Annotated in this window: 24 protein-coding genes and 2 tRNA genes; 16 read left to right on the top strand and 10 right to left on the bottom strand. The window is 53.4% G+C overall.

Annotated features, from left to right (window positions below; translation table 11 throughout):
* Positions 1-121: 121 nt before the first annotated feature.
* A tRNA-Thr gene (locus Q1B13_RS17625) sits at positions 122-197 on the top strand.
* A 256-nt stretch (positions 198-453) separates the two neighbouring features.
* The gene (locus tag Q1B13_RS17620; RefSeq protein ID WP_171105563.1) at positions 454-738 is read left to right on the top strand and encodes a hypothetical protein; all 285 of its coding nucleotides are present in this window, start codon (positions 454-456) and stop codon (positions 736-738) included.
* Positions 739-1,583: 845 nt separating this feature from the next.
* Here Q1B13_RS17620 and Q1B13_RS17615 read toward each other — a convergent pair.
* Positions 1,584-1,976: a hypothetical protein gene (locus Q1B13_RS17615; RefSeq protein WP_299082650.1), complete on the bottom strand. Its 393-nt coding sequence runs from the start codon at positions 1,974-1,976 to the stop codon at positions 1,584-1,586.
* 170 nt (positions 1,977-2,146) lie between these two features.
* On the opposite strand from Q1B13_RS17615, the gene Q1B13_RS17610 reads away from it, so the two are divergent.
* A complete protein-coding gene (locus Q1B13_RS17610; RefSeq protein ID WP_299082649.1) occupies positions 2,147-2,800 on the top strand; it encodes a hypothetical protein in 654 nt (217 codons plus the stop codon).
* A 72-nt stretch (positions 2,801-2,872) separates the two neighbouring features.
* On the opposite strand, the gene Q1B13_RS17605 is transcribed toward Q1B13_RS17610, so the two are convergent.
* The 6 genes from Q1B13_RS17605 to Q1B13_RS17585 all read right to left on the bottom strand — a co-directional run bounded on the left by Q1B13_RS17605 (position 2,873) and on the right by Q1B13_RS17585 (position 9,822).
* A complete protein-coding gene (locus Q1B13_RS17605) occupies positions 2,873-3,691 on the bottom strand; it encodes a hypothetical protein (RefSeq protein ID WP_299082648.1) in 819 nt (272 codons plus the stop codon).
* Positions 3,692-3,880: 189 nt separating this feature from the next.
* Positions 3,881-6,523, bottom strand: a complete 2,643-nt coding sequence (locus Q1B13_RS17600) for a DUF5906 domain-containing protein (RefSeq protein WP_299082647.1) — start codon at positions 6,521-6,523, stop codon at positions 3,881-3,883.
* Positions 6,524-6,677: 154 nt separating this feature from the next.
* The gene (locus tag Q1B13_RS17595; protein WP_299082646.1) at positions 6,678-7,607 is read right to left on the bottom strand and encodes a hypothetical protein; all 930 of its coding nucleotides are present in this window, start codon (positions 7,605-7,607) and stop codon (positions 6,678-6,680) included.
* Position 7,608: 1 nt separating this feature from the next.
* Entirely contained in the window at positions 7,609-7,797 is a 189-nt protein-coding gene (locus Q1B13_RS27020; protein WP_366871110.1) for an AlpA family phage regulatory protein, read from the bottom strand.
* Positions 7,798-8,098: 301 nt separating this feature from the next.
* Positions 8,099-8,677, bottom strand: a complete 579-nt coding sequence (locus Q1B13_RS17590) for a hypothetical protein (RefSeq protein WP_299082645.1) — start codon at positions 8,675-8,677, stop codon at positions 8,099-8,101.
* On the bottom strand, positions 8,674-9,822 hold the full coding sequence (locus Q1B13_RS17585) for a site-specific integrase (RefSeq protein ID WP_299800111.1): 1,149 nt from the start codon (positions 9,820-9,822) through the stop codon (positions 8,674-8,676). Before Q1B13_RS17585 ends, Q1B13_RS17590 begins: the two co-directional genes overlap by 4 nt.
* A 578-nt stretch (positions 9,823-10,400) precedes the next feature.
* Between Q1B13_RS17585 and Q1B13_RS17580 the strand changes: the two genes are divergently transcribed.
* The 3 genes from Q1B13_RS17580 (at position 10,401) to Q1B13_RS17570 (ending at position 13,204) form a co-directional block, all read left to right on the top strand.
* A complete protein-coding gene (locus tag Q1B13_RS17580) occupies positions 10,401-11,633 on the top strand; it encodes a tyrosine-type recombinase/integrase (RefSeq protein ID WP_299082643.1) in 1,233 nt (410 codons plus the stop codon).
* Between the two features lie 141 nt (positions 11,634-11,774).
* Complete coding sequence (locus Q1B13_RS17575) at positions 11,775-12,008, top strand: helix-turn-helix domain-containing protein (RefSeq protein WP_299082642.1); 234 nt, start codon at positions 11,775-11,777, stop codon at positions 12,006-12,008.
* Positions 12,008-13,204 carry a hypothetical protein gene (locus Q1B13_RS17570; RefSeq protein WP_299082641.1) on the top strand — a complete coding sequence of 399 codons (1,197 nt, stop codon included), beginning with the start codon at positions 12,008-12,010 and terminating at the stop codon, positions 13,202-13,204. Before Q1B13_RS17575 ends, Q1B13_RS17570 begins: the two co-directional genes overlap by 1 nt.
* Here Q1B13_RS17570 and Q1B13_RS17565 read toward each other — a convergent pair.
* Positions 13,201-13,398 (bottom strand): hypothetical protein, encoded by a 198-nt coding sequence (locus tag Q1B13_RS17565; protein WP_299082640.1) that lies wholly within the window; start codon positions 13,396-13,398, stop codon positions 13,201-13,203. The genes Q1B13_RS17570 and Q1B13_RS17565 overlap by 4 nt on opposite strands.
* Before the next feature lie 583 nt (positions 13,399-13,981).
* Here Q1B13_RS17565 and Q1B13_RS17560 point away from each other — a divergent pair.
* The 5 genes from Q1B13_RS17560 (at position 13,982) to rfbA (ending at position 17,833) form a co-directional block, all read left to right on the top strand.
* A complete protein-coding gene (locus Q1B13_RS17560) occupies positions 13,982-14,110 on the top strand; it encodes a hypothetical protein (protein WP_299800108.1) in 129 nt (42 codons plus the stop codon).
* A 368-nt stretch (positions 14,111-14,478) separates the two neighbouring features.
* Positions 14,479-15,048, top strand: coding sequence for a dTDP-4-dehydrorhamnose 3,5-epimerase (gene rfbC / locus Q1B13_RS17555; RefSeq protein ID WP_299082639.1), 570 nt, complete (start codon positions 14,479-14,481; stop codon positions 15,046-15,048).
* Positions 15,045-16,085: a dTDP-glucose 4,6-dehydratase gene (gene rfbB, locus Q1B13_RS17550; protein ID WP_299082638.1), complete on the top strand. Its 1,041-nt coding sequence runs from the start codon at positions 15,045-15,047 to the stop codon at positions 16,083-16,085. Before rfbC ends, rfbB begins: the two co-directional genes overlap by 4 nt.
* Positions 16,082-16,960 carry a dTDP-4-dehydrorhamnose reductase gene (gene rfbD, locus Q1B13_RS17545; RefSeq protein ID WP_299082637.1) on the top strand — a complete coding sequence of 293 codons (879 nt, stop codon included), beginning with the start codon at positions 16,082-16,084 and terminating at the stop codon, positions 16,958-16,960. The genes rfbB and rfbD overlap by 4 nt, the downstream gene beginning before the upstream one ends.
* 3 nt (positions 16,961-16,963) lie before the next feature.
* Positions 16,964-17,833 carry a glucose-1-phosphate thymidylyltransferase RfbA gene (gene rfbA, locus Q1B13_RS17540; RefSeq protein ID WP_299082636.1) on the top strand — a complete coding sequence of 290 codons (870 nt, stop codon included), beginning with the start codon at positions 16,964-16,966 and terminating at the stop codon, positions 17,831-17,833.
* A gap of 406 nt (positions 17,834-18,239) precedes the next feature.
* On the opposite strand, the gene Q1B13_RS17535 is transcribed toward rfbA, so the two are convergent.
* Positions 18,240-18,325 (bottom strand) — tRNA-Leu (locus tag Q1B13_RS17535).
* A 556-nt stretch (positions 18,326-18,881) separates the two neighbouring features.
* On the opposite strand from Q1B13_RS17535, the gene Q1B13_RS17530 reads away from it, so the two are divergent.
* Positions 18,882-19,070 (top strand): hypothetical protein, encoded by a 189-nt coding sequence (locus Q1B13_RS17530; protein ID WP_298936933.1) that lies wholly within the window; start codon positions 18,882-18,884, stop codon positions 19,068-19,070.
* Here Q1B13_RS17530 and Q1B13_RS17525 read toward each other — a convergent pair whose 3' ends face one another.
* On the bottom strand, positions 19,071-19,829 hold the full coding sequence (locus tag Q1B13_RS17525; protein WP_299800105.1) for an alpha/beta fold hydrolase: 759 nt from the start codon (positions 19,827-19,829) through the stop codon (positions 19,071-19,073).
* Positions 19,830-19,919: 90 nt separating this feature from the next.
* Between Q1B13_RS17525 and Q1B13_RS17520 the strand changes: the two genes are divergently transcribed.
* The 4 genes from Q1B13_RS17520 (at position 19,920) to Q1B13_RS17505 (ending at position 22,041) form a co-directional block, all read left to right on the top strand.
* Positions 19,920-20,294 (top strand): hypothetical protein, encoded by a 375-nt coding sequence (locus tag Q1B13_RS17520; RefSeq protein ID WP_299082634.1) that lies wholly within the window; start codon positions 19,920-19,922, stop codon positions 20,292-20,294.
* Positions 20,295-20,350: 56 nt separating this feature from the next.
* Positions 20,351-20,941, top strand: a complete 591-nt coding sequence (locus Q1B13_RS17515) for a TetR/AcrR family transcriptional regulator (RefSeq protein WP_299082633.1) — start codon at positions 20,351-20,353, stop codon at positions 20,939-20,941.
* Between the two features lie 89 nt (positions 20,942-21,030).
* Positions 21,031-21,714: a PspA/IM30 family protein gene (locus Q1B13_RS17510; RefSeq protein ID WP_299082632.1), complete on the top strand. Its 684-nt coding sequence runs from the start codon at positions 21,031-21,033 to the stop codon at positions 21,712-21,714.
* 42 nt (positions 21,715-21,756) lie between these two features.
* A complete protein-coding gene (locus Q1B13_RS17505; RefSeq protein ID WP_299082631.1) occupies positions 21,757-22,041 on the top strand; it encodes a hypothetical protein in 285 nt (94 codons plus the stop codon).
* The last annotated feature ends 172 nt before the right edge of the window (positions 22,042-22,213 follow it).

Genomic DNA, 22,213 nt, shown 5'->3' with positions numbered 1-22,213 from the left:
GTAAATCCTGCATTTTCAACAGAATGAATATCTGCACGTTCTCGCTAAATCGGGCAATCCCCAAGTTAGAGTAAAAATCAGACTTGCAGTCCTCTGCCAGAGACGGTAACCGACAGCTCGTGCCCCTATAGCTCAGCTGGTAGAGCAACTGATTTGTAATCAGTAGGTCCGCGGTTCGAGTCCGTGTGGGGGCACCATTTAATCATTAAAAATCAATAAATTACGCGTAAACTGGCTGCGCAATCCTGCTGCTGATCAGGCGATCAGACATATAGCAGACATTTCGCACAGGCCGACATTGTCAGCCACAGGCACCATGATTCTCGGCGCACTCTTCGATGCAAATGAGCGTGAGAGTTGCGCAAACCAAAACGCCAGCTACATAGTTGAAGCTTTCCGGTAGTGCTCGCGCTGAAAATGTGTAGTCTCACCTTGAGACTACAGGAGAATCTTATGGCTGTTTATGTGGTTACGTGGAATTTGAACAAAGAGAAGTCAAATTACGCGGCTGCTCGTAGCGCTTTTATCAAGCAATTGGAAACTTACACTAACAAAGCAGACTCTGGCTTGGAGTCGGTAAGGTTTATTTCGACAAATCAAAGCGCCGATCAAGTCGACGCCCATCTGCGCAAGAAGCTGGACACGAACGACCGACTTCTGGTGTCGAAAATGAATAACGGTGAGCATCAGGGGTGGCTGAGCAAAGACACATGGGAATGGATCAATGCCCGACTGTAGTCATGACGGGATTGCCGACGATCTTGCACCACGACCTTTTTGACGGAAAAGCCGCCCCTCCTGTAAATCCCGGCTTGGTACAGTGACCACAGGGTGCGTTGTCATGGGGGCGGCGTATCTCAAGCGTCTTTTTCAGCCGGAAATCTGGTGCATAAGTAAATGGACACCTCCATCTAGATCGGACCCCGCCCCCCACCTATAGGGGGGCATGTTATACCAGACCATGCAGCCAACGCCGCGACCGCACATCTCGGCACCTAATACCTAAGCGGCAGCAAACTCAGCAGGGCACATAGGGGTATGCAGGGCAATACTGTTCAATCCGCATCAAACCCGCTGGAACGTAACGGGCATAACAGAAACGTAACGGATGCACTCCCCTTAAATCATTGTTTTTATTATATTGTTATGTTTGTTATATTTGTTACGTACAAAAGTTCATCATAATATCAATATCAACAGTACGTATGTACTGCATAGGCAACGCGTACTTGCGCCACGCATCCCCCGCGAAAATCGTCCGAAAAACACACGATTTAAGGCCCCCTTCACAACGTAACAAGCGTCAAAAATCCACTTTTATATGAATGATTCCAATGCGTTATGTGTTATTTTGCAACGTAACAAATAGGGGGCAGGTTCAAGTATGACGCCACACAGCCTACCGGATGTATCGAATAAACACGGATAAATGTGCTGAGGTGGGCCAGACGAGCCAGCACGAATACCGTCAAGGAACCCGGCTCAAAAGGCAAAAAAAGGCCCCATGCCAGCGACACGGGGGCGAGGATGTCCACTGGCGACACGAACCCTGTGGACACTAGAATAGGGATTGATCAGATCAATTATGCGCGGGCGTGCTGTTTCAGGGCTGCTTGAGATCGGACCGCCTCAGATTCCCACGTTTCAACATTCATAACAGGGACCATCATCAAACCAGATGTTCGGCTGGTATTGGCGACTTGTTCTTTGGCGAGCCTGTCTCGGGCCACGATGGTTTTGAATAGCCGGTCGAATGCCTTGGAGGCGGCGTCGGCCTCGGCGGCGGTCAAACTCTCTTGGCCCATGTATTCGCCAAATCGCTTTTGCAGTTCATCCACGTTGGGGCAGCCATCAAACTTGACGGGCCGCACCTGTTTGGAGCGTTCCGCAAATAGCAGCTTGGCGGCGTCCACGTTGCCGGCACGGGCCTTGAGTTCCAGCGCCTGACGGACGCCTTGTTCTACTTCGGGGGTCATGTCGAAATCCTCACATCTGCCCACAACAATATGGCGGCTGAATCTGCGTGGCAAACGGTCTCAGAATGTGGGGTGAAAACGCCATCTCATTACCCTGTGGAAACATGGATTACCGTTTGGGAACAATCGCCTAAGCGAATAAAATGGGGGCGTGAATTGAGGATGGATCAATGCTTGAAAATGACGTGCCAACCGGGATGGAATTTGATGAAAAGGACATGCGCAAAGACTTGGATTGGGCGATCCAAAACCGGCTCATGTTCGGTGCGTTTAACCTGCTCTCAAAGGACAAAAGCCTGTATGCGCGAAAGTTTTTCTGCTTCCCGGATTTCGAACTAGCGCTGGCAGACATGCAGAACAACGCCGTTGAATACTTCCGTCGCAAGTCTGGTCCCAGAGTGACCCACGCCCGCGTCTATGTGTTGGACGGTCGGCGCGGCAAATCCGAGTTTCATGGCTTTGAATGGATGCCGGTAAACGGCGGTGGGCATGGGCTGACCCGGATCGACTACCGGGATGAGTATGAAGAGAGCGACCCATACGCAGGATACGCGATGATGGCCCTCATGGAGCAAAAGGGGCCACAAAAGGTGTCCACAGTGGCCCGGGCGGCATGGGCGAAGATTGGCGACAAGGTTTCCGACCTATACCCAACCGCAGATTACCCCAAAGCCGCCCATATGATCCTGCTCCGCAAAACCCTGCTGCGCATGTCGCACCTGAACCCCTGCATTATGCGCACTCGTGGCAATGACGTGCGTGGTCACGACACCATGATTGAGCATCTGGGTATCTACGATCAGCAGCGACGGTGGTTCTTTTAGCTGAACTTCGCCAAGTCCAAGCGCATACTTGGACGGCTCTAAACGAAATCGCACACGCCCTATGTTGTTGCTTTAGAATACAGTTTTAAGCACTTTACCTGTACCTTCGACAAGCTCGGCGATTTCTTCTTTTGTTGGTTCGCGCCCTTTTGCGTGGCTGCAAAGGTTTCGAGTGTCAGCTAAACTCTGGATGAAGCGTTCCTGAGCCAGTGTAATAACATCAGCTTTACGCAGGAGTTGCGAAAGGTCGGAGATGCCCGGATTTTTCTTCGCAATTTTTAGGTTATGATTTTCGCGGACATGGTTCAGGTGTTTTTCTATGACAACGCCACAGATCGCCCCTGCTGCGCGAAGATACCCAGCTTTTGCCAACCCTCCAGCAGTATCAATTTCACTGTCAAAAAGGTCAGCTTGGAGAACCGCAGTTAAATCCATAAGCTTGGACTCAAGGGATTTTTTCGCCGCCTTAACCATGTTTAGTTGCTGCGTGAACTCAGGAATAGCAGCCACACCGTCCGCAACTACTTCTTTTTCCCAGCCACGTGTAACCTGTAATCCCTGCAAGTAATCCCGGATCATATAGTTTTGGTAGGTGATGTCCTTGCGCCCTTTCGGTATTTCAAAGTACGAAATGAAATCGGCGAGACGGTCAGGCATTACTTGCTTAATCACAGCTTGAGCCTTGGAGTACCATGCTTGGTAATCGTTCTTGAAGTTTGGCAAAGCCTTAAGGAATGATTTCAGCTTCTTTTCGTCATCCTTGAAATGCTTAAGGTAGGCATCTTTGAATGCCTGCTGCTTGCACTCATATTCCATCGCCAGTGAGAGCATGTCGCCCTCTTCAATCAGACTATCCAACTCTTCGGAAAATTTCTTTGTTCTTTCAGACATAATAACTCCTGCGCTCAATCGAAAGCGACAGTCAGCCTGTCCAGATCAACTGTCAAGAGCATAGCGGGAGCAAAGGTCCGATGACGTCTAGGCACATTACTCAGGGATGCGAAAACGCCTTCATATGAAGGGCGACGAATACGCCTATCGCCCCCACATGCCGCGCCTCACGCGATGACAGGGCCGTTATCAAGCAGTGGCCCAGTCGTCGCTATCGTCGCCCCAATCAAACGATTGAATGCCCATGTGATCCAGGAACATTTGCCGCGCTTCGGGAAGTGGTGGCAGGAACAGGTGGCGGGCAACACTGGAAAAGCCGTTAATCGTTGATCGAGCATTTTTTGCACCTGTGGTGACTGGTTTCACGGCGGCGCTGCCACCCCGCGCCGATAGACCTTTGCCCGCATAGCCTTGGCGCACAAAGTGTTCATGCAGAAGGTTCGCCCGGACTGCCCATCCTTCGGCTTTCAGTTCTGAACCGATTGGCAAAATTCCTTCCCGAAGCAGTTCACGCAAAATCCGGTCTGGGCCGGTGGCGGATTCCATTTTCTGCTCATCCCGACCTGCGGTGTATGGAACGCGTGTCGCCTTGAAGTGACCAATATCCCGTGTCCACAGGTGGTGCATGAATGCGCTCAACTCGGCTTTGTAGGTCGCCCGGAACTGGCTCCAGAATGCCCGATCTTCGGCATGTTTGGGTGATACCTTGAGAACAAACATGCGCCGGTCATGACGGGCGAGGTGCGCGACATAGGCGGCGTTGGACGTCATGAATACGCGGGAGCAATTCCGTGCCTCGACTGCCGCGATGCCTTTGGCATTGTAGCTCAAGGTTTCATTGGTAATCAGGGCCTTGATCTTGCTTTCAAGTTTGCGGTCGTTTGGCGCTACTGCCTCCTCGAAATGTAGGAGCAGCTTATCTTTGGCGGCGGAATTGAACTGGCCAACAAACGTATCTGCGTCTGCCGTTGTTCCGCAGTATTTCGGGCCAAACAACTCTCGCAGAATTTCCGCGAAGGTCGATTTCCCGGTGCCCTGTTCTTCGCTTTGCAAGATGATGGCTGTTCCGGGCAAGTCCGATGGCTGTTGCACCATGTGGGCAAGGTAGTCGAGAACATAAGCCTCGCATGTATCATTACTGGCGCAAACAATATCTCGGATCAGATAGTGGATAGCAGGCCATTGCCCTGCGACTGGCTGAGTGCTCCACCCCTCAAATGTATTGAGAACACGCCCCTCGGGCCGCATGACAACCCGCTCCGTCACCCCGTAGCACATTTCCCTTTTGAAATAACGGGGTGACATTGGGGAATCTAACCAAGTTTGAGCGGCTGAACCAATTATAGGCGCGCCGTTTTCATCCCAGCCAGATAGCACTTTGTCTTGGCGGCGGGCGCGGACAAACTCGGGTTCTGTCCAGCAGGCATATGCCCCTGTGAACCCATCCGGCTGGTTGAGAAATACCATTTTCTTACCGCCATAGTTCTCGATGATGTGGTACGTTTCCTTGTATTTACGGAACACATTTCGACGGTCTATCTGCGCTTCTTCAAGTACCATAGCCTTCATGTACCGGTTCATTTCAGCGGACTCGGGAAAGTCATCTCCGAAGGCTTCAAATGCCATCTGGATTTCCAGCAATCGCTCGACTGCCCGCTGTTTATCCCGTTTCTCAAATACGTCCCGTACTTCGCCCAAGTCGCGGACACCTCGTTCGAGATAGCCAACAACCGGGGCCAACGCTTCAGTGTCACAGTGTCGCCGCATAACGGCTTGTTGCAGAAGGGAAAGGGCATGGTGCTGAACGCGGTAATTCACGTAGTCGCTCTGTTCTGACAGGCATTCACGGGTCAGGTCACCGACCACTCCATCCTGACCTTCGGACAATGCGCGCTGTCTACGGTTCGCCTCTGTGGTAGCCAGCGCAGCCTTCCAGTCTTCAGGCCATAAACGCTCCATCTTGGCCATACGAGTTTCGCCCCGACCGTCATCTATCTGCATAAGTGGACTGTTCGTCAGCACGCTGTAGGCCCGCCGCTCATCCGTACAAAACTCGGCAAGTGTGTGAATGATACCGATCCGGGCCTGTGAAACGTCTCTGCACACACCAGTGCGAAATGCGTGTCCATGTACGCCATTGCCGATGATAGCCCTCAATCGCGTCTCACTGCTGACATACGGGGTAACCTTAGTGTCCACAGTTGGCCGCGCCACCGGCTTCTTGGCGAAGTCGCGCAACAAGTTATTTGCCGCCTCGCTAATGTCTGGGGTTTCGATGCAATCATCGACCGCGTTACCGGTGATCAAAAGGCAGCTGGTGAAAAGCAAATCCAATTCCACATCCCGGACAGGCAGCTTTTCTTTGTGGTGTCGCACATCAGTGCCGCGACCGATGTAGTGCAATCCGCGTCCAGAGATAGATCGTTCGCAATAGGTGAAGCCAATTAGCGCCGATGCCAGAGCTTCGCGGAGCCTTGTCGCCATCGGGACGAAGCTAGGTGCGACCTTCTCCATCGGATCGAGGTCAAGGCAGATGAAATCATTGCCGACGCCTAGAACGAACATGAGGTTCAAGCTGGGATCGTGCTCGACCGCTTCAAGCACTTCTTCATACGAGCATAGGTAATCCGGATTTTTCCATCTCGCCCCAGTGTCGGCATTATCAACGATGACTTTGCCATTTCGGACGGGGAACGGCTTCTTCTTCCCGCCTGTGGATACCAACCAGCTGCGGCTGTCTTTCATTTCAGGTGGGATCATTGCAAAGCGCATCGCTGCGGTTGGGATGGGGGCCACTGCGGAAGCAACAAATGGTGTGGTCAATCGCGGCATGACTTCTGCCTCATTCCGTGTCGAAAAGGGATTTTGTCTGACATACGTCTGCTTGGAAGCGGCAGGCCAGATTACCCCTTTGATTTTTATGGGTAGTTTGTAATAGGCCCGCTGATCATTTGTCAGCGAGCCGGTTTTTGAGGGCGATACAGGCTCAATGCCCACCGCTTGGCCCGTCCTTCTTCGCAGGGGGCTGTTCCGCGCCAATTGCCTTTTCAAGTTCGCGCTGGGCCTCTGCCAAGAACTTTCCGTCGGCCTGTTCTTGAACTCGTTGCAGGTCCACGTCGGTCATGTTTTGCCATGACGCTACGGTCTCGATTGTAACGCCTTGCACCTGAGCCGTCACAGCGAATGCCTTGAGACGGTTTTGGGCATTGGATTGCATTTCCCGAGCCTGCTTCACCTGCTCAATTTCGGAGGCGTGTTTAACGATGTCCACAGGATTAGCCGCCATCGGGGCCGGGTGGCTGGCCTTGGGTGTAGCGCCAGAATACAGAACAGCCCCGGTCATATCGCAGATCACGGTTTGGCGGATAAAGGCGTCAGGGGCGATGTGAGGCAGCGGCTCATATTTGCTTTCTAGGCGATCCATGGGGTTGATAAACTGGTGGCCCGCCTGCGGTGGCTGATTGAAACGGCGGATGGCATCGTGATACTGCGCCGTGCGAGCCAACAGTCGCGCGAAACCGGGACAAGCTTGCATAAACTCTTGCATCAAGGCGTGTAGTTCAGCACCTTCCTTTTGCAGCGCTGCGTAGTCGCGCTTTTGCTGCTCATCGCGCACCCGGACAGTAACCAGCCGATGCAGTTCGTCCAATCGTGGCAAGGCTTCATTGAACATGTCCAATTGCCCTTGCAGCGCCAATAGATCACGTTTTGCACTATCTCGGTCGTCGTCTTCGGTGGTGATGTCCCGAACAACTTTCTGCTTTTCGGCAATTTCGCCTTCCAGATCGCCAATGAGGGATTTGGTTTCGTCGGTGAGGTGTTGAACCGCGTCCGGCGTGAAGGATTTGCCATGGGTTTTCAAAGCCCGCTTAATCTCGCCGCTCAAGTGCAGTTCTTTTGCGATTGCCTCGGTCATTTCAACGTTCCACTTCTTGGAGTGATTGTACCCATGCCGCGACGTCTGAATATCGCCACGCCACGGTGTTTGCGCTCGTCTTGAGCGGTTTGGGAAATTCGTTGTTTCGGATTTTCGCGTACAGTGTCGAGACGGACAGACCCGTCAAATCGACAACCTGCTGACGCCTGAGAAGTCTGATCTCGTCCATTGTGTCGCCCTCAATTGCTGTGCTGCAATCAACGTATTCGGCTCAATCGGGGGGCGCATGTGATGTATGGGGAGGCCCCCCAAAAATCACACAATAATATGGTCACCACAGGTGGCTGGGGGATCATCATCCGGGCGCGTGGCCTCCCTTTGCGCATCTTCAAATTCCGCGTTGTACGGCGGTTTCGCGGGGGCGTGTATGTCGGGACATTTAGGGGCGTTGTCGCGTTGTGAACCTAGCAACAACGCGACAGACAAGCGGGATCCGCGCCTCTTTACATCGGGTGCAACAGGTGGGGCCGTCAGCCCCGATAATAAGCTGTCCAAGCCGCAGATTCGGTGAACCGTGTGTCTTCGAAATGGGCGGCGCAGACGCGGGCGACGATTGCGCAAGCGCAATCGTGTGAATTGTCCTTGCTATGCGAGGCTTTGATTCCAAATTCTTTGACGAGGATAGTCACAAGCGTTTTCATCAATGCTCTACGTTGATCACCCCCATTTGGGTCGGATCGCCGTTTTCCGGGTTTGGGACGTGAAACCAAACCAAGCTCGAATTGAAGGTCCCGATAGTGAGGGTGTTCAACACCCCAGATTTTATAGGCATCGGTCATTCGGCCAACCAAATCCGCTGCCTCGTCCCATGCTGCTTGGTTTTGCTTTTCCGCTGCCGCTTCCAACAACCGCAGAATCAAGTCCCGTTGTGCCTCGGGATCAAGAGCGCAATAGTCGTTGTATGCTTGAACTCGGTCAGGGATAGCCGGATAGCCCAGTTCACGCAGTAGCACGGCATCGTCGGTCCGAATTGTAGCAATGATCGGTTCGGGGAAGGTACGCTGTAGGCGGCGGGTCAGCAAACCCACAGGATCGGTTGCGCTCGTCATACAGCCAACTTCACAACATTGGATTTCCGTTGCCTGATCAATGCGGCCCAGTCATCCAGCACTTTGGCGCGTTGGGGCAATTGACTGGACATGTTGTAGACCCGCGCGACCGCTGATGCCGCTGACCCTGTGGCCGCGTGATTAAGAATGCGATCCACCACGCCTTCATTGGCGCCAGACTCGGCCATGACAGTGGCAAACGATGTGCGGAAATCATGAAACCGCCAAGGTTCAAGGTCAGGCAGAAGTTTGTCCAATTCTCGTTTCATCTTGCTGAACCCGGAGACCGGGCTGTTGCCTGTGGTCGTGAAAAGCAAATCCCATTCGCCTTGCTCGGGCAATTCCACCAGTGCGGCCTCTGACAGGTGAACGATATGGGCGCGTCCTGATTTGGTGCGAACAGCAGGCAGGGTGAAGCGCTGCTTCTCCAGTTCGACCTCCGACCAGCGTAGGTGCGCAATGTCCGAGCGGCGTTGCGCGGTCAGGATCAGCAGGCGCACTATCGGTGTCCACAAGGGGCTAAGGAACTCGGCGGCGTCATAAATGGCGCGGATTTCGTCCAGCGTCAGAACCCGGTCGCGTGGTTTTTCCCGCACCGCGTTTGACAAACCAGCGCCGATGTTTTCATCCGTATATGACCGCTGCCATGCGAACTTGCCGAACGCACTCAATGCCGCCTTGTACCGGTTTGCATGGATCGGAGCATTTGCTGCGGTTGCGTCAATGAAAGCCTGCATGTCGCGCCGGGTTAGCTTGGAAATCGGTTTGTTCGAATGATCAGCCAATGCGGTCTGTAGCTGGCGGTAGCGTTCAACGCCGGATTTTAGGTTGTCGAGATGAAGCGTCTTGTAAGCGTCCAAAACTGTGGCGACCGTTGTATTGCGGATTTGCTCGGCCTTGCGGTCGACGCCTTCCATGGCCTCTTTCTCAAGCGCGATTGCTTTCTCCCGTGCCTCGGAAAGGCTGATGGCAGGAAAGCGGCCAAGGGTGTGGCTGCGCAATGGCCCGCCACGAATGCGCTTTTCAAACACCCAAGTCTTGATCCCAGTTGGGGTAACTCGAACGCGAAGACCAACCCGCAGGCTGTCCGATACGTCGTAGCGCTTGTCCCGCGTCTTGAGCGCAGCAACCGAGCGATCAGTCAATCTGACACGTTCAACCACATCCAAACCCTTTCAATCTGGCCGACCTATTTCTGGGCCGGCCTCTTCATCCGTAGGGCGACGGGGATCTGTGCATCAACAAGAAATAAGATCACTTTTTCTGGTCTGAAATCATCATTTCAAATCAGCATGTTGAGGCCTAGTTGGATATTGCCCGGCACATGGCAGGGTCAGTCTCTCAATCCAGATCAGGCCAGTTTCTCATTTCATCCTGTCAGACATATGGCAGACAATTTCACAAATCACGCGTCGCATTCGCATGTAACAAATGATAACGCCTCGCAATGCGGTTGGCACTGTTAATGGAATGAAATCAATCTCTTAGATGCAACGCACTGCAATGACTCGCACGCCTTTGCAACACCCCTGCTACTTGATTTGTAATCAGTAGGTCCGCGGTTCGAGTCCGTGTGGGGGCACCACTTAAATACCAGTCAAACACCGGAAGAATAAGAAGTTTCCTCAATAAAATGAGGTGCTTGTAAAATCTGTGGTTGGGTTTGATTGGGGTTAGAACGTATCGTGAACCTTGTAAAAAATCGTCGTTACAAGGATACGATATGCCCCACATTAAGTTCACGGATTCGACCCTGAAGACGTTGACGGTCGATAAGACCACATGGTTCACAGACCCAACATGCAAAGGCTTGCGCCTGTGTGTGACGGGCGGTGGCACCAAAACTTGGTACGTCAACAAATGGGACCCAACATCGCAAAAGACGCGTTCGGTCAAGCTGGCGCAATGGGCGAACAAAGGCGCGCATTGCCGTTGGGCGAAAGATCAGGTCGGCAAAATTGCCCATGATATTGCGACAGGGAATGTCCTGACACGGGATGAACATGAGATCGTGCAGACCGCCTTGGGCATCCCGACATTCCGCGACGCGCTTGAGCAGTACATTGAACATCGGACGACAGCGCGGCAGTCAGGACGGGCGCGTATGATGGAAAGTACGGCCTACGATTACCGAATGTCCTTCAACAGACATCTGACTCGTTGGGCCAATGTCAAAGTCGATGAATTGCCGATTTTGGAGATCAACCAATATCTGAACACGGTGCAGATCGACACGCCGAACGCGGCGCATCTTGCGGCATCGGTGGCAGGGGCAACTGTCCGGTTCATCAATAGGCTCTGCGCGCTCGCACTGCCGATACCATCGCTGCTTGACGGGACACGGATGAAGTCGCGCGTTCAGACCGGCAAGCTCGACATGTCGGTGCCTTGGGCAGATCGAAAGCAGGAGATTGACGCGATCAAGAATGAGCACATCAGGCTCGCTTGGATGATCACTTGGTACACAGGCTTTCGCGGTCGTGGACTGCGGGCGCTGACGTGGGACCGCGTTGATCTCGATGCAGGTACGGTCACATTCGACCGATTGAAGCGTCAGGAGGTCGAACGAGAGATTGTTGTCGCGGATGACGTGGTCAGGCTGTTTAAACGCCTGAATGACATTCTGGAGGATGACTGTGATTGGGTGTTCCCAAGCAGGCGTATCGTCAAAGGCAAGCGCGGGCATTTGGATGTGTTGGACAGGTTGCCCCTGACAGCGGCGGGCGACTTGCGCCATCTGTGGATGTCAACGGCAAGAGAGGTTGCACCGCGCCATGTTCACCGCTGGTTGGCGCAGCAGACAATGACCGATGATGATCTGCGGATGCTCGGGCACTACGGTGCGCCGAGCTACGAGGAGCAGAAGCGGTCGGCAGAGGCGATTGCTGCTGCGATCAACAGACTGTTTTCTGAAACACCCGCAACTGTTCTTGAATATGGGCGAAACCACGCTTAATTTAATGGTCATCAACGGAAATGCGGTGCGGCTTGCCGATCTGACGTCTGAGGACCCAGGAACGCCAGCGACTAAGCAACGCGGAAAATGAGCGGCCCAAATGTTGGGCTATATGATCGCATTCCCGCTGGAGAATTCACAATGACATCGCAAGACCTTGGCCAAGAGCTGGCCGAAATCCGTGCACTTGTTGTGCGCACAAACACCCCCGAAGTTCTGACACCGCGCGAAGCGGCGGACTTCCTTTCTGTAACTGATGAAACGCTCTTTCGTTGGCGCAAAGATGGTGTTGGGCCGAAGTATTCGCAGCCCAATTCCCGCATCGTGCGTTACCTGCGCGATGATCTGATCTCTTGGATGAAGGAGTATCAGTGATGAATTTCCAAGATTCAAAGGCAGAGATGACCCGGTTTTATGAAGGCGACGAAATTTTGCGCGTTTTTCGAGGTTCAATAACAAAGGCTGCGGAGGCAGGTCAGAGGTTCGCACTCGAACACCCGCGCATCCAAAAGACAGTCCACTACCAAACGTTGCGGGCGGGTCTCAAAGGTGAAGATATTCGCTCTCCCGTGTTCGAAGCTTTGGTCGACTTTTGTGGCGAGATCGACGACAACCCGAGGACCTTTTGTGAACCATTCGCGATCCCCGAAGATTGGAATTCGTTTGCGGCAGCGGCGCTCGAATACGCATCTCACAAGTGGTGGTTCGATGCCCTGAAACTTGACGACCTTTGCAAACCGGCATCGTTCCAATCGTGGTTGAGCCGCGAAACGTCACCGCGCGCATGGTCAGAAATCCGAGAGCGGGCGGTCGATTGGTATAACCGAGTTATGCAAGCCCTCGATGATTGGGAATTGCGTCTTTTTGAGAAGGCGCATGCCTATGAGATGATGGACACATGGGTCAAAGATATTCTCGATGCTGACGGTGAACTTGCCGAAATGCGTGAGTTCAAGCGCCTTCGGCAGTATAACTTTATTGTCTATGACGGCAGAAACACGTTCGATCCGGCGAACCCAGAGCAGGCCCAATTCATTTATCAAGAGATGGACGAAAGTGATTGGTTGCCTGATTTCCAGAAGCGCGTCGAAGCTGGTTGGTCACTGTATCGCCCGAGCAAACCGCAGCCTGATCGTGTTGAAAGCTGGAGCGCCGTGGCGAACTTCTGCGATGATAACTTGGCAACGTCATGGAAAGCAGATTGCGAGAAAGAAGCACATCTGTCGTGGGGCCCGCGATTGCGCGGTATGACCGGCACGCCGAAAGTGGTCAGGATCAAAGTGAAGCGCGACGCACGCCACGCGGTCGAAGGTGAGGATAATTGCCGAGATCGAAAGCGGACGTGGGTCAATGGTCAAAGGGTCGATGTGTTTCAGGAATACGTCTGGCGTTGGCGCGACATTGACGTGTTCGACAACTGGGTTACGTCTGAGGTCAAAGATAAGGCCATTGCGCTGGGGTTTGCGATGCAAGCGCAAGTGTCAGATGTGCCGCGCGAGTTGTTGCGGCAGGTCGATCAACCGATTGAAGAAGACGATCCCGACGTCCCGCGCGAATACACAATTGACTAAGCCGCAATCTGTGTATCGTTGAACCGGGTCAAGGCTGCTCGGGCAACGGCACGTCGGACGTTGTTCGAAATCCAAGCACGAACGAGCTGCGTGCGTCTTTCGGGGCGCACGTTTTCGAACCGGGCGTAGGCGTCGGCAATGATTTGGTCGAGGTAATCAGTTGTGAGGTTGCTCATGGTCATGTCGAATGGCATGGGATTGGGTCCTTTCGGTTGATTGGCAGGGCGCGTTTGCGTCTACATTTCTGTTGCAATGCAACGTGAATGTATCGCCCGCGAAGGCGGTGGGACGACCAAGATGGCAGGTGGGAATAACTGAGTTATGGGTCCAAGGCGTGATGTGCCTGAAAACTGATGCACGCTATATGCGCGCGCGTGCGTATGCTTAATAATATTATGATGATGTTCTCGATTTCTGCATCATAATATTATTGCGTATACGCGTGCGTGCGCGTTGTCGCGCAGGCATCGCATCATTCTGTCCCTGTCTCCCAACAGAAGCACGTCCCCTGCGGGCATTTCCCTTGGTCAAATGATGCATAATCAGTAGGTCCGCGGTTCGAGTCCGTGTGGGGCACCATTATCATAACATCAAAGCCTTTGTTTCTTTATTTCATCGGGCTATCAGTTCGAAAACTAGGGCAAAGTTGAGGGCACCTTTAGTACACAGAGGTGAGAGCATGTTGAATCACAAGCCAAAACATCTGGCCAGCATGCACCGTGGCAATACTCTGCGGTATTATTGGCGCTGGCTCAAAGGTATCGTTGATCAGATAGATTGCGCGAGCTGATTGTGTTCCTAAAAGAGTCAGGCTTCAAGATGGTTCAAGATCATGCGGCCATCGATGCCATGTTTGAGAAAACCGCTCAGGTCAAGCGCGACCAGCTGACCGATTGGACGGCCTAGCGGCAATACTCAAAGCCGCCTGAGTGCGGCTGGACAATTTGCCTTTGGAAAAGCCTATGCACTATTGCTTTGGTCTGTGGCCAACAGCTTTTTTTCTTAGGAAAACTTGCTACATCAAACTGACAAAACCAAAATCTCAGAAACTCTGGCACGTTCAATAGGCTCTACTTCGTTAGGATCGAACGCTTGCGGCTGGGCCGGGAAGGTTCACTTCGAACTTGGACGGGGTATTGCCAATGGCCAAACCGGGCTTTGGGCAAATGTGCGAACCAAAGCCTATTTTGGATGTTGAGGAGCGCCGGCGATTACGTTAGCCCATTCTTATCCCTGCTTGCACAGTGGGTTTGCACAGATAGGTATTGCTTACTATGGAATTTACATCCCTCTCCACACCAGAGGTAAAGTTGATTGCACCTAGGCGTTTTGGCGACCACCGGGGGTTTTTCGAAGAAACATATAATTGTGATCAGTTTTTAGCCGCCGGAATCGAAACTATCTTTGTCCAGGATAATCATTCCCTATCAAGCGAGATTGGAACAGTCCGAGGCCTGCACTTTCAGGCACCTCCTAGGGCGCAGGCGAAACTGGTGCGTTGTGGCCGCGGAAGACTGTTTGATGTCGTGGTGGACATTCGCAAGGGATCTCCGACCTTTGGTCAGTGGGTCGGCGCGGAGTTGAGTTTTGAAAATGGTCTCATGCTTCTGGTTCCTGCTGGGTTTGCCCATGGTTTCATGACGTTGGAGCCTGATACAGAAATCGTATACAAATGCTCGGATACTTACGCGCCCGAAACCGAAGGCGCGCTGCGCTGGGATGATCCAGAAGTCGGTATCGATTGGCCGTTGAAAGAGATAGAAAAAAAACTGTCGGACAAGGACCTCATTGCGCCACTCCTATCAGAACTCGATACTCCTTTCATGTTTGAGGACGTAACATGAAACTTCTGGTTACCGGAGGCGCGGGCTTTATTGGTTCTGCCGTCGTTCGTCGCGCCATCGCTCAAGGCCATTCAGTAGTGAACGTGGATTCGCTCACCTACGCGGCCTGCCTCGACAATGTCGCCTCGGTCTCAGACGCGCCGGGTTATGCCTTTGAACAGGCCGACATTCGGGACGCGGAAGCGATGGCACGCGTACTGAGAACCCACAAGCCCGATGCCATCATGCATCTCGCGGCTGAAAGCCATGTTGACCGGTCGATCGATGGCCCCGCTGCCTTTATCGAAACCAATGTGACAGGCACCTATGTTCTGCTTGAAGCAGCACGCGCCTATTGGACCGAAGCAGGCAAACCCACCGACTTTCGCTTTCACCATATCTCCACCGATGAAGTTTTCGGATCATTGGGTGAGACCGGCTTCTTCACCGAAGAAAGCCCTTATAAGCCAAATTCGCCTTATTCGGCGTCGAAAGCCAGTTCAGACCATCTTGTCCGTGCCTGGCAAGAAACCTATGGGTTGCCGGTTGTTTTGACCAATTGTTCAAACAATTACGGCCCATATCAATTCCCCGAGAAACTGATACCGGTGGTAATCCTTAAAGCACTGTCAGGGCAGCCTATTCCGATTTATGGAAAGGGCGAGAACATTCGCGATTGGCTGCATGTCGAAGATCATGCTGAGGCGCTGCTGCTGGTTTTGGAAAAGGCCGCTGCCGGATCATGCTACAACATCGGCGGCGAAAACGAGATGACGAACCTCGACTTGGTGAAAATGCTCTGCGGCATTCTGGACCGGCTGCGACCAACGGAAAGCTCCTATGCAGAACAGATCACCTTCGTCATGGACCGCCCCGGACACGACCAGCGCTATGCAATTGATCCAACGCGGATCGTTGAAGATCTGGGATGGCGCCCAAAGCATACTCCGAAGACCGGCTTGGAACAGACAGTTCAATGGTATCTGGACAATGAGTCATGGCTGAATGCGCTGTTGGCGCGTGACGGTGTCGGAGAGCGCTTGGGTGTAGATAGATGAAGATACTTGTCTTTGGTCGCAGCGGGCAGGTCGCCACGGAATTGCAAAGACAAGCAGCAGTTCGCGGTATTGCCGTAGAAGCGCTGGGCCGTACAGAAGCCGACCTAGCGAATGCGGCAATGTGTGCTGAACGCGTGTATGAATCCGACTCAGACGTGGTTATCAATGCCGCCGCGTACACCGCCGTCGACAAGGCCGAGGACGAAAGCGGCCTTGCCCGGTTGATAAACTCTGACGCTCCCGGGGCGATGGCGCGCGCAGCGGCGGCTCGTGGTATACCATTTCTTCATGTATCGACGGATTATGTCTTTGACGGATCGGGCGATATGCAAAGAACGACAGAAGATCCGACGGGTCCGTTGGGTGTTTATGGAAACACCAAGCTGAATGGCGAGCACCAGGTGGCTGAAGCTGGCGGTTGGCATGCTATCCTGCGGACAAGCTGGGTCTTCTCGGCGCATGGAAACAACTTTGTAAAAACCATGCTGCGACTGGCAGAAAGCCGAGACCAACTGAGCATCGTTGCAGATCAGGTCGGCGGTCCTACACCGGCTGCAGATATCGCTTCGACGCTGTTGACGATGGCCCAGAACGGGTCCCGGGTTGAAGGGGGCCTGTTTCACTATGCCGGAACTCCGAATGCAAGTTGGGCCGATTTCGCGCGAGAGATTTTTTTGCAGGCGGGCCTCGGAACCTTGGTCGAAGACATTCCCACCAGCGCTTATCCTACGCCAGCCGCGCGACCCAGGAATTCACGCCTGGATTGCTCACGGCTTGAGAAAATTCATGGTCTTCCGCGACCTGATTGGAAAGCGGGGCTGGCCGACGTGCTTTCTCAGTTAGGTCAGGTCAAAGCGCCATCTTCGAAAGGTTAAAACATGCAACGTAAGGGAATTATTCTTGCCGGCGGCTCGGGGACGCGCCTCTACCCGATTACGATGGCGATTTCGAAACAGTTGCTGCCAGTCTACGACAAACCGATGATATTCTACCCACTAAGCGTCCTGATGCTGGCGCAAATCCGTGAGGTTGCGATCATCACAACGCCACAAGATCAGGAACAGTTCATTCGCCTTTTTGGTGACGGAAGCCAATATGGGTTGAGCCTGACATGGATAGTGCAAGATTCTCCTGATGGGCTGGCCCAAGCCTATACGCTGGCAGAGGATTTCCTTGCCGGTGCGCCTTCGGCAATGATCCTAGGGGACAACGTTTTCTTCGGCCACGGGCTGCCGAGCCTATTGGCCGATGCAGACGCGAACAAGCGGGGCGGGACGGTTTTCGCCTATCGCGTCGCCGATCCTGAACGCTATGGGGTTGTGGCCTTTGAAGGAAAAAAGGTTCGGGAGATCATTGAGAAACCGAAAGATCCACCGTCAAACTATGCGGTCACCGGTCTCTATTTCTTAGATGGCGATGCACCGGCGCGGGCCAAGCAAATCAAGCCGTCGGCACGAGGTGAGCTTGAGATCACGTCACTTTTGCAGATGTACTTGGATGAAGATCTGCTCGATGTTCAAACCATGGGCCGGGGCTTTGCATGGCTGGATACCGGAACACACGGCACCCTGCTTGAGGCGGGAAGCTTTGTACGTACCTTGACCGAACGTCAGGGAATGCAGACTGGCAGCCTAGACGAAATCGCATGGAGTAACGGGTGGATTGATGATGCCGCCCTTGAGAAGCGCGCGCAAATGTTTGCAAAATCAACCTATGGCACGTATTTGGCTTCGCTCCTGAATGATTGAGTTTGGTCCGGCTTTAAATAGCAGGGCTTAGGACCATATTCGCACCCTTTTTGAACAAGAGCCTGTTTTGGACCGGAGGGTTTCTGGCCTGACAGGACTGCTTTACGTTTGCGTGTTACGGATCATGTCATGAGACATGAATACATAAGAAGAACAGCCTTTATCGGCGGTCTTATTTGGGTCAGCGAAGCGAAGACCAAGTGGATTTATCGGCACGGACAGCGATGCGCCCAAGCCGCGTCTGCATCGCGACAACGGGTTAAGCTAAATCTCTGCTGGTCTTGCTGAATGGCCGGAAGATCAGCATATCCGAGCCATGCCATATCATCCGCAGCCCCTGTGCAAGAGCAAGCGCTGGCACCAAGCCCTCAAGACCCGTATTTCGTCGAAAATAGATATTAAAATTTGGTACCCGCGGCCGGACTCGAACCGGCACGGCCTTCCGGCCCAGAGATTTTAAGTCTCTTGTGTCTACCATTCCACCACGCGGGCAAGTTGCTTTGGGCCTATTTCGGGTCCGAAAAAACCAGTAAAGCCACAAGGCCATGAATACAATGCGCTTTGCGGGCTAAAGCGAAGGATTTTAAGTCTGATATGTCGGCCAAACCATCACACCCACATGATGCGTCGGCTCCGCGTCGCTCCCTAACCATTCACTACGGGTAAAAATCCATCGGAAAATTCAGTTTACTGAAGTATTTAGGGCACAATGGCCCCGGAAGGATTGGACTTCGCGCAACAAGTCTTGGTTCAACCTGACGCTCTTTTCAAACAGACTTCAGATTTGAAGTAGAAGTAGCCTGACCGTTAGCAAATTGCCCTCCGCTCACCGAAAAGACCAGCCAACGAAGAACTGGCGACGCAGGCTGTGCGAAGCGCCCGAACCTAAACTAGTGGGCGCAACGCGGAGCGGGTCAGCTGGGTTAACTGAGGCGGAGAATTCGTCAAAACGTGATCCGATTCACTGTTTGATCTGACCCATGTCAAAGCCGGGTTCGCTGTACTTGCGTAACATCGTGATCGGGTTCAATCAAAGGAAAGACCGGTTATGTTTCGTCTTGCCGCTGTGCTATATTCACTGATCGCAACTGCAATGGCCGGATCGGCCGTTGTCGCTGTATTGTCAGCTGGGCTGGTAACCGTCAGCGCGATCGTATCTGCAGCTGCCGCAGGTGCTGTACTTGCCGCGCCAGCGTCGTGGCTGGTTGCGCGGAAATTGTATCAGAATAGGGGGTAATCAGGCATTCAGAAACGTGCGGACCGCTGCCTCGAATTCGCGGGGTTTTTCGGCGTGCAGCCAGTGACCGGCCCCTGGAATCTTGGCAAATCGCGCGCCAGGAAACAGAGAACGCACCTTATCGCGATGCTCGGGTAAAACGTAATCTGACGCGCCTCCAGACAGAAAAAGGGCCGGGCCATCCCACGCTGCCTCAAGCTTTGGGAACCCCATGATGTTTGGCATTTCGCTTGCCAGGACATCCAGATTCAGTAGCCAGCGTTTTCCAGCAATATCCAGGGATTGAGTGAAGAAGCTCTGTAGTGCTTTTTCTACGCCCAGATCTGCAAGCTGCTGCTCGGCGTCTGATCTGCGGCTGACATGTGAGAAATCCACGGCACGCATTGCCTCGATGAATTGAATCTGGCTGTGGCTGTAAGCGACCGGTGCGATATCGGCTACCACAAGTTTGCGAACAATCGGTCCGTGTTGCAGTGCCAGCGTCATTGCGGCCTTACCACCCATGGAATGCCCAAGGACATCCGCCGATCCTCCGATTTGGTCGATCACCTCGGCAATATCGTCCGCCAAATGGGGATAGTCATGCTGGGGGTTCCACATGCTGTTTGCGTGGTTGCGCATATCCACGGCCACAACTTGACGTTCATCCGACAGCCTGCGGGCAATCACGCCCCAATTTCGGGCCGATCCATACAGACCATGGGCGATTACAAGGGGCGGGAGCGAGGTAGGTTCGCCATGTACGATCGTGTTCAGCATATGCGGGTGATACAAGCCGCCAGTTGAAACGGCCAGCCCCATTGTAGCTTGCGGCGGCCGAGGCTAGATTGCCGCGTCAGGAGGTCACCTATGTCGCAAGACCCAGATATTCAAACCCGGATCGCGCAGACAATCGTGCTGCTGAAAACCAAGCTGGGCGTGCGTGGCAAGAGTCTGGCGGCGTCGGTTCGGCAGGCGAAGCCTCGCTTGCCGCGGCGGGTTTACAAACAGGCAATGGTGCTGGCACAGGCCGAGCAAATGGCTCAACATCCCAAACTGAGGCTGGTTCTGGATACTCCGAAGCTTGTGCAGGCGTCCGAAGATGTGCAGGCGCATCTCGGATCAATCAACCTGGCCGATCGCAGACTGGGATGGTTCCTGGGTCTGCTTGGGAGCCTGGCGTTCAACATGTTGGCATTGTTCGTGCTTGTTTTGGCGTTTCTTTGGTGGCGCGACTTGATCTGATCGGGTGTTCTGTCCTATGCGCTGAAGAATGAACGCGGTTCAAGGTTGAGGGCACAATGTCAACGAAATCCCAAATTCGACGCGAGCAATTACGGGACAAGCTGGTCGAAGCTGCCGAGAGTCGTATTGGGCGAGACGGCCTCAGCGATCTCCGGGCGCGGGATTTGGCCAAAGATGCAGGATGTGCGCTGGGTGCGATTTACAATGTGTTTGACGATCTGAACGCTATTGTCATGGCCGTGAACGGACGCACGTTTCGGCGGCTTGGACAGGCCGTCGGTACGTCATTTGACGGCAGCGAACCCCCGGTGCAGCGCTTGATTGTCATGAGCACTGCTTATCTGCGTTTTGCGGACGGAAACACAAATTTGTGGCGCGCGCTTTTTGATCTGAAGATGGCTGACGATGAGGCCGTGCCTGATTGGTATCGTGATGCGTTGAAAGGCTTGTTTTCTTACATAGCCGAGCCCGTCGGCCAATTGTTTCCTGATCTTGACAGGGTTGAAATGGACTTGATGACACGCGCCTTGTTCTCTTCGGTGCATGGGATTGTCACCCTTGGCCTTGAAAACCGGATATCCGGCGTACCGCCCGAGCAAATCGAAAAGATGATTACCCAGGTTCTTTCACGAATTGGAAACAGTTAGTTTCCTGAACAGCGTTCAAAATATCTTGAACACTGTTCAACCCATTGCTATATCCATGTTGTGAACATCGTTCATAATTGGAGAAGCACATGTTTGGCACTTTGAAGACTTTGATAAATGGAGCAAATGCCCGGGCTGAAGATCATCTGCGCGACACCTATTCAATAGAGCTGATTGATCAGAAAATTCGCGAAGCAGAGCAGAACCTGAAGGCGGCTAAGCTTACCTTGGCGAGCTTGATCCAGAAACAGCGCAATGAAAATCGTCAAATCGAAGGGCTGAAAAGCCGCGTTGAAGATCTGATGACCAGGGCCCGTCAGGCGCTGGCGGATGAGCATCAGGATTTGGTTGAGAGCGCTGCGCAAGCTGTCGCTGATCTGGAAAACGAAACGACTCTGCGCATGCAGACCGTGGATCGGCTTGAAACGCGTATCCTGCAATTGCGGCATTCCGTGCAGGCCGCAAGTCGCCGCATTCTGGACCTTAAGCAAGGCGCGATTTCCGCCCGCGCGGTTAAGCGAGAACAGGGCTTGCAAAAACGGTTGAACCGGCATCTTGGTGGAGACAGCCCGATTGACGAGGCTCAATCCTTGATCGAACGCGTGATGGATCAGGACGATCCGTTCGAGCAATCGGAAATTCTGCGGGAAATCGATACAGGTATGGATCACACCAACCTTGCTGCCCGTATGGAAGAGGCCGGGTATGGCCCAAAAACCCGCGCGACGGCAGCTGATGTTCTTAGTCGCCTGAAGGCGCAATCCGACACCTGAACTTCATCCGATCCAGACCAACTTTGAAATAGGAGACCTCCAATGAACAATCGCAATGAAAACGGCCTGATCCTGATGCTGAACGGAGCCGGAGTGGCCGTCGCCTACGCTCTGTTGGGTATTTCGCTTTATCTGTCCACCGATGTGCCATTGGCGACCAAAGGGTACTGGGGCATGGGCATCGTTCTTCTGACACTGAGCTTGATCAACGTGGTCAAATACCGCTTTGACGCACGTTCGGCTGAAGATCGGATCAACCGGATTGAAGAGGCCCGCAATGAAAAACTGTTGGAAGATGTCCTGAAAGAACCAGCATCGGACGCCTGATCCCAACCGCGCCGTTCCCGTCGGGGTCTGGCGCTTCACCCAACACAAAAAACGGCGCCGAACGGGCGCCGTTTTCTTTGTTTTGCAGCCCCGACTACAAGTTAGGATATAGGGGGAATTTGGCGCATAGGTTGGCGACTTCGGCTTTGACCTTGGCTTCGACGGCGGCGTT

Source organism: uncultured Ruegeria sp., assembly GCF_947489545.1.
Taxonomy (GTDB): domain Bacteria; phylum Pseudomonadota; class Alphaproteobacteria; order Rhodobacterales; family Rhodobacteraceae; genus Ruegeria.
The sequence above is the reverse complement of the archived record's forward strand: the minus strand, read 5'-3'. Positions and strand labels throughout refer to the sequence as shown.

Bases quoted from the DNA above. Each gene is read 5' to 3' on its own strand.
- Q1B13_RS17620 (WP_171105563.1), top strand. From the start codon at position 454: ATGGCTGTTTATGTGGTTACGTGGAATTTGAACAAAGAGAAGTCAAAT.
- Q1B13_RS17615 (WP_299082650.1), bottom strand. From the start codon at position 1,976: ATGACCCCCGAAGTAGAACAAGGCGTCCGTCAGGCGCTGGAACTCAAG.
- Q1B13_RS17610 (WP_299082649.1), top strand. From the start codon at position 2,147: ATGCTTGAAAATGACGTGCCAACCGGGATGGAATTTGATGAAAAGGAC.
- Q1B13_RS17605 (WP_299082648.1), bottom strand. From the start codon at position 3,691: ATGTCTGAAAGAACAAAGAAATTTTCCGAAGAGTTGGATAGTCTGATT.
- Q1B13_RS17600 (WP_299082647.1), bottom strand. From the start codon at position 6,523: ATGCCGCGATTGACCACACCATTTGTTGCTTCCGCAGTGGCCCCCATC.
- Q1B13_RS17595 (WP_299082646.1), bottom strand. From the start codon at position 7,607: ATGACCGAGGCAATCGCAAAAGAACTGCACTTGAGCGGCGAGATTAAG.
- Q1B13_RS27020 (WP_366871110.1), bottom strand. From the start codon at position 7,797: ATGGACGAGATCAGACTTCTCAGGCGTCAGCAGGTTGTCGATTTGACG.
- Q1B13_RS17590 (WP_299082645.1), bottom strand. From the start codon at position 8,677: ATGACGAGCGCAACCGATCCTGTGGGTTTGCTGACCCGCCGCCTACAG.
- Q1B13_RS17580 (WP_299082643.1), top strand. From the start codon at position 10,401: ATGCCCCACATTAAGTTCACGGATTCGACCCTGAAGACGTTGACGGTC.
- Q1B13_RS17575 (WP_299082642.1), top strand. From the start codon at position 11,775: ATGACATCGCAAGACCTTGGCCAAGAGCTGGCCGAAATCCGTGCACTT.
- Q1B13_RS17570 (WP_299082641.1), top strand. From the start codon at position 12,008: ATGAATTTCCAAGATTCAAAGGCAGAGATGACCCGGTTTTATGAAGGC.
- Q1B13_RS17565 (WP_299082640.1), bottom strand. From the start codon at position 13,398: ATGCCATTCGACATGACCATGAGCAACCTCACAACTGATTACCTCGAC.
- rfbC (WP_299082639.1), top strand. From the start codon at position 14,479: ATGGAATTTACATCCCTCTCCACACCAGAGGTAAAGTTGATTGCACCT.
- rfbB (WP_299082638.1), top strand. From the start codon at position 15,045: ATGAAACTTCTGGTTACCGGAGGCGCGGGCTTTATTGGTTCTGCCGTC.
- rfbD (WP_299082637.1), top strand. From the start codon at position 16,082: ATGAAGATACTTGTCTTTGGTCGCAGCGGGCAGGTCGCCACGGAATTG.
- rfbA (WP_299082636.1), top strand. From the start codon at position 16,964: ATGCAACGTAAGGGAATTATTCTTGCCGGCGGCTCGGGGACGCGCCTC.
- Q1B13_RS17530 (WP_298936933.1), top strand. From the start codon at position 18,882: ATGTTTCGTCTTGCCGCTGTGCTATATTCACTGATCGCAACTGCAATG.
- Q1B13_RS17525 (WP_299800105.1), bottom strand. From the start codon at position 19,829: ATGCTGAACACGATCGTACATGGCGAACCTACCTCGCTCCCGCCCCTT.
- Q1B13_RS17520 (WP_299082634.1), top strand. From the start codon at position 19,920: ATGTCGCAAGACCCAGATATTCAAACCCGGATCGCGCAGACAATCGTG.
- Q1B13_RS17515 (WP_299082633.1), top strand. From the start codon at position 20,351: ATGTCAACGAAATCCCAAATTCGACGCGAGCAATTACGGGACAAGCTG.
- Q1B13_RS17510 (WP_299082632.1), top strand. From the start codon at position 21,031: ATGTTTGGCACTTTGAAGACTTTGATAAATGGAGCAAATGCCCGGGCT.
- Q1B13_RS17505 (WP_299082631.1), top strand. From the start codon at position 21,757: ATGAACAATCGCAATGAAAACGGCCTGATCCTGATGCTGAACGGAGCC.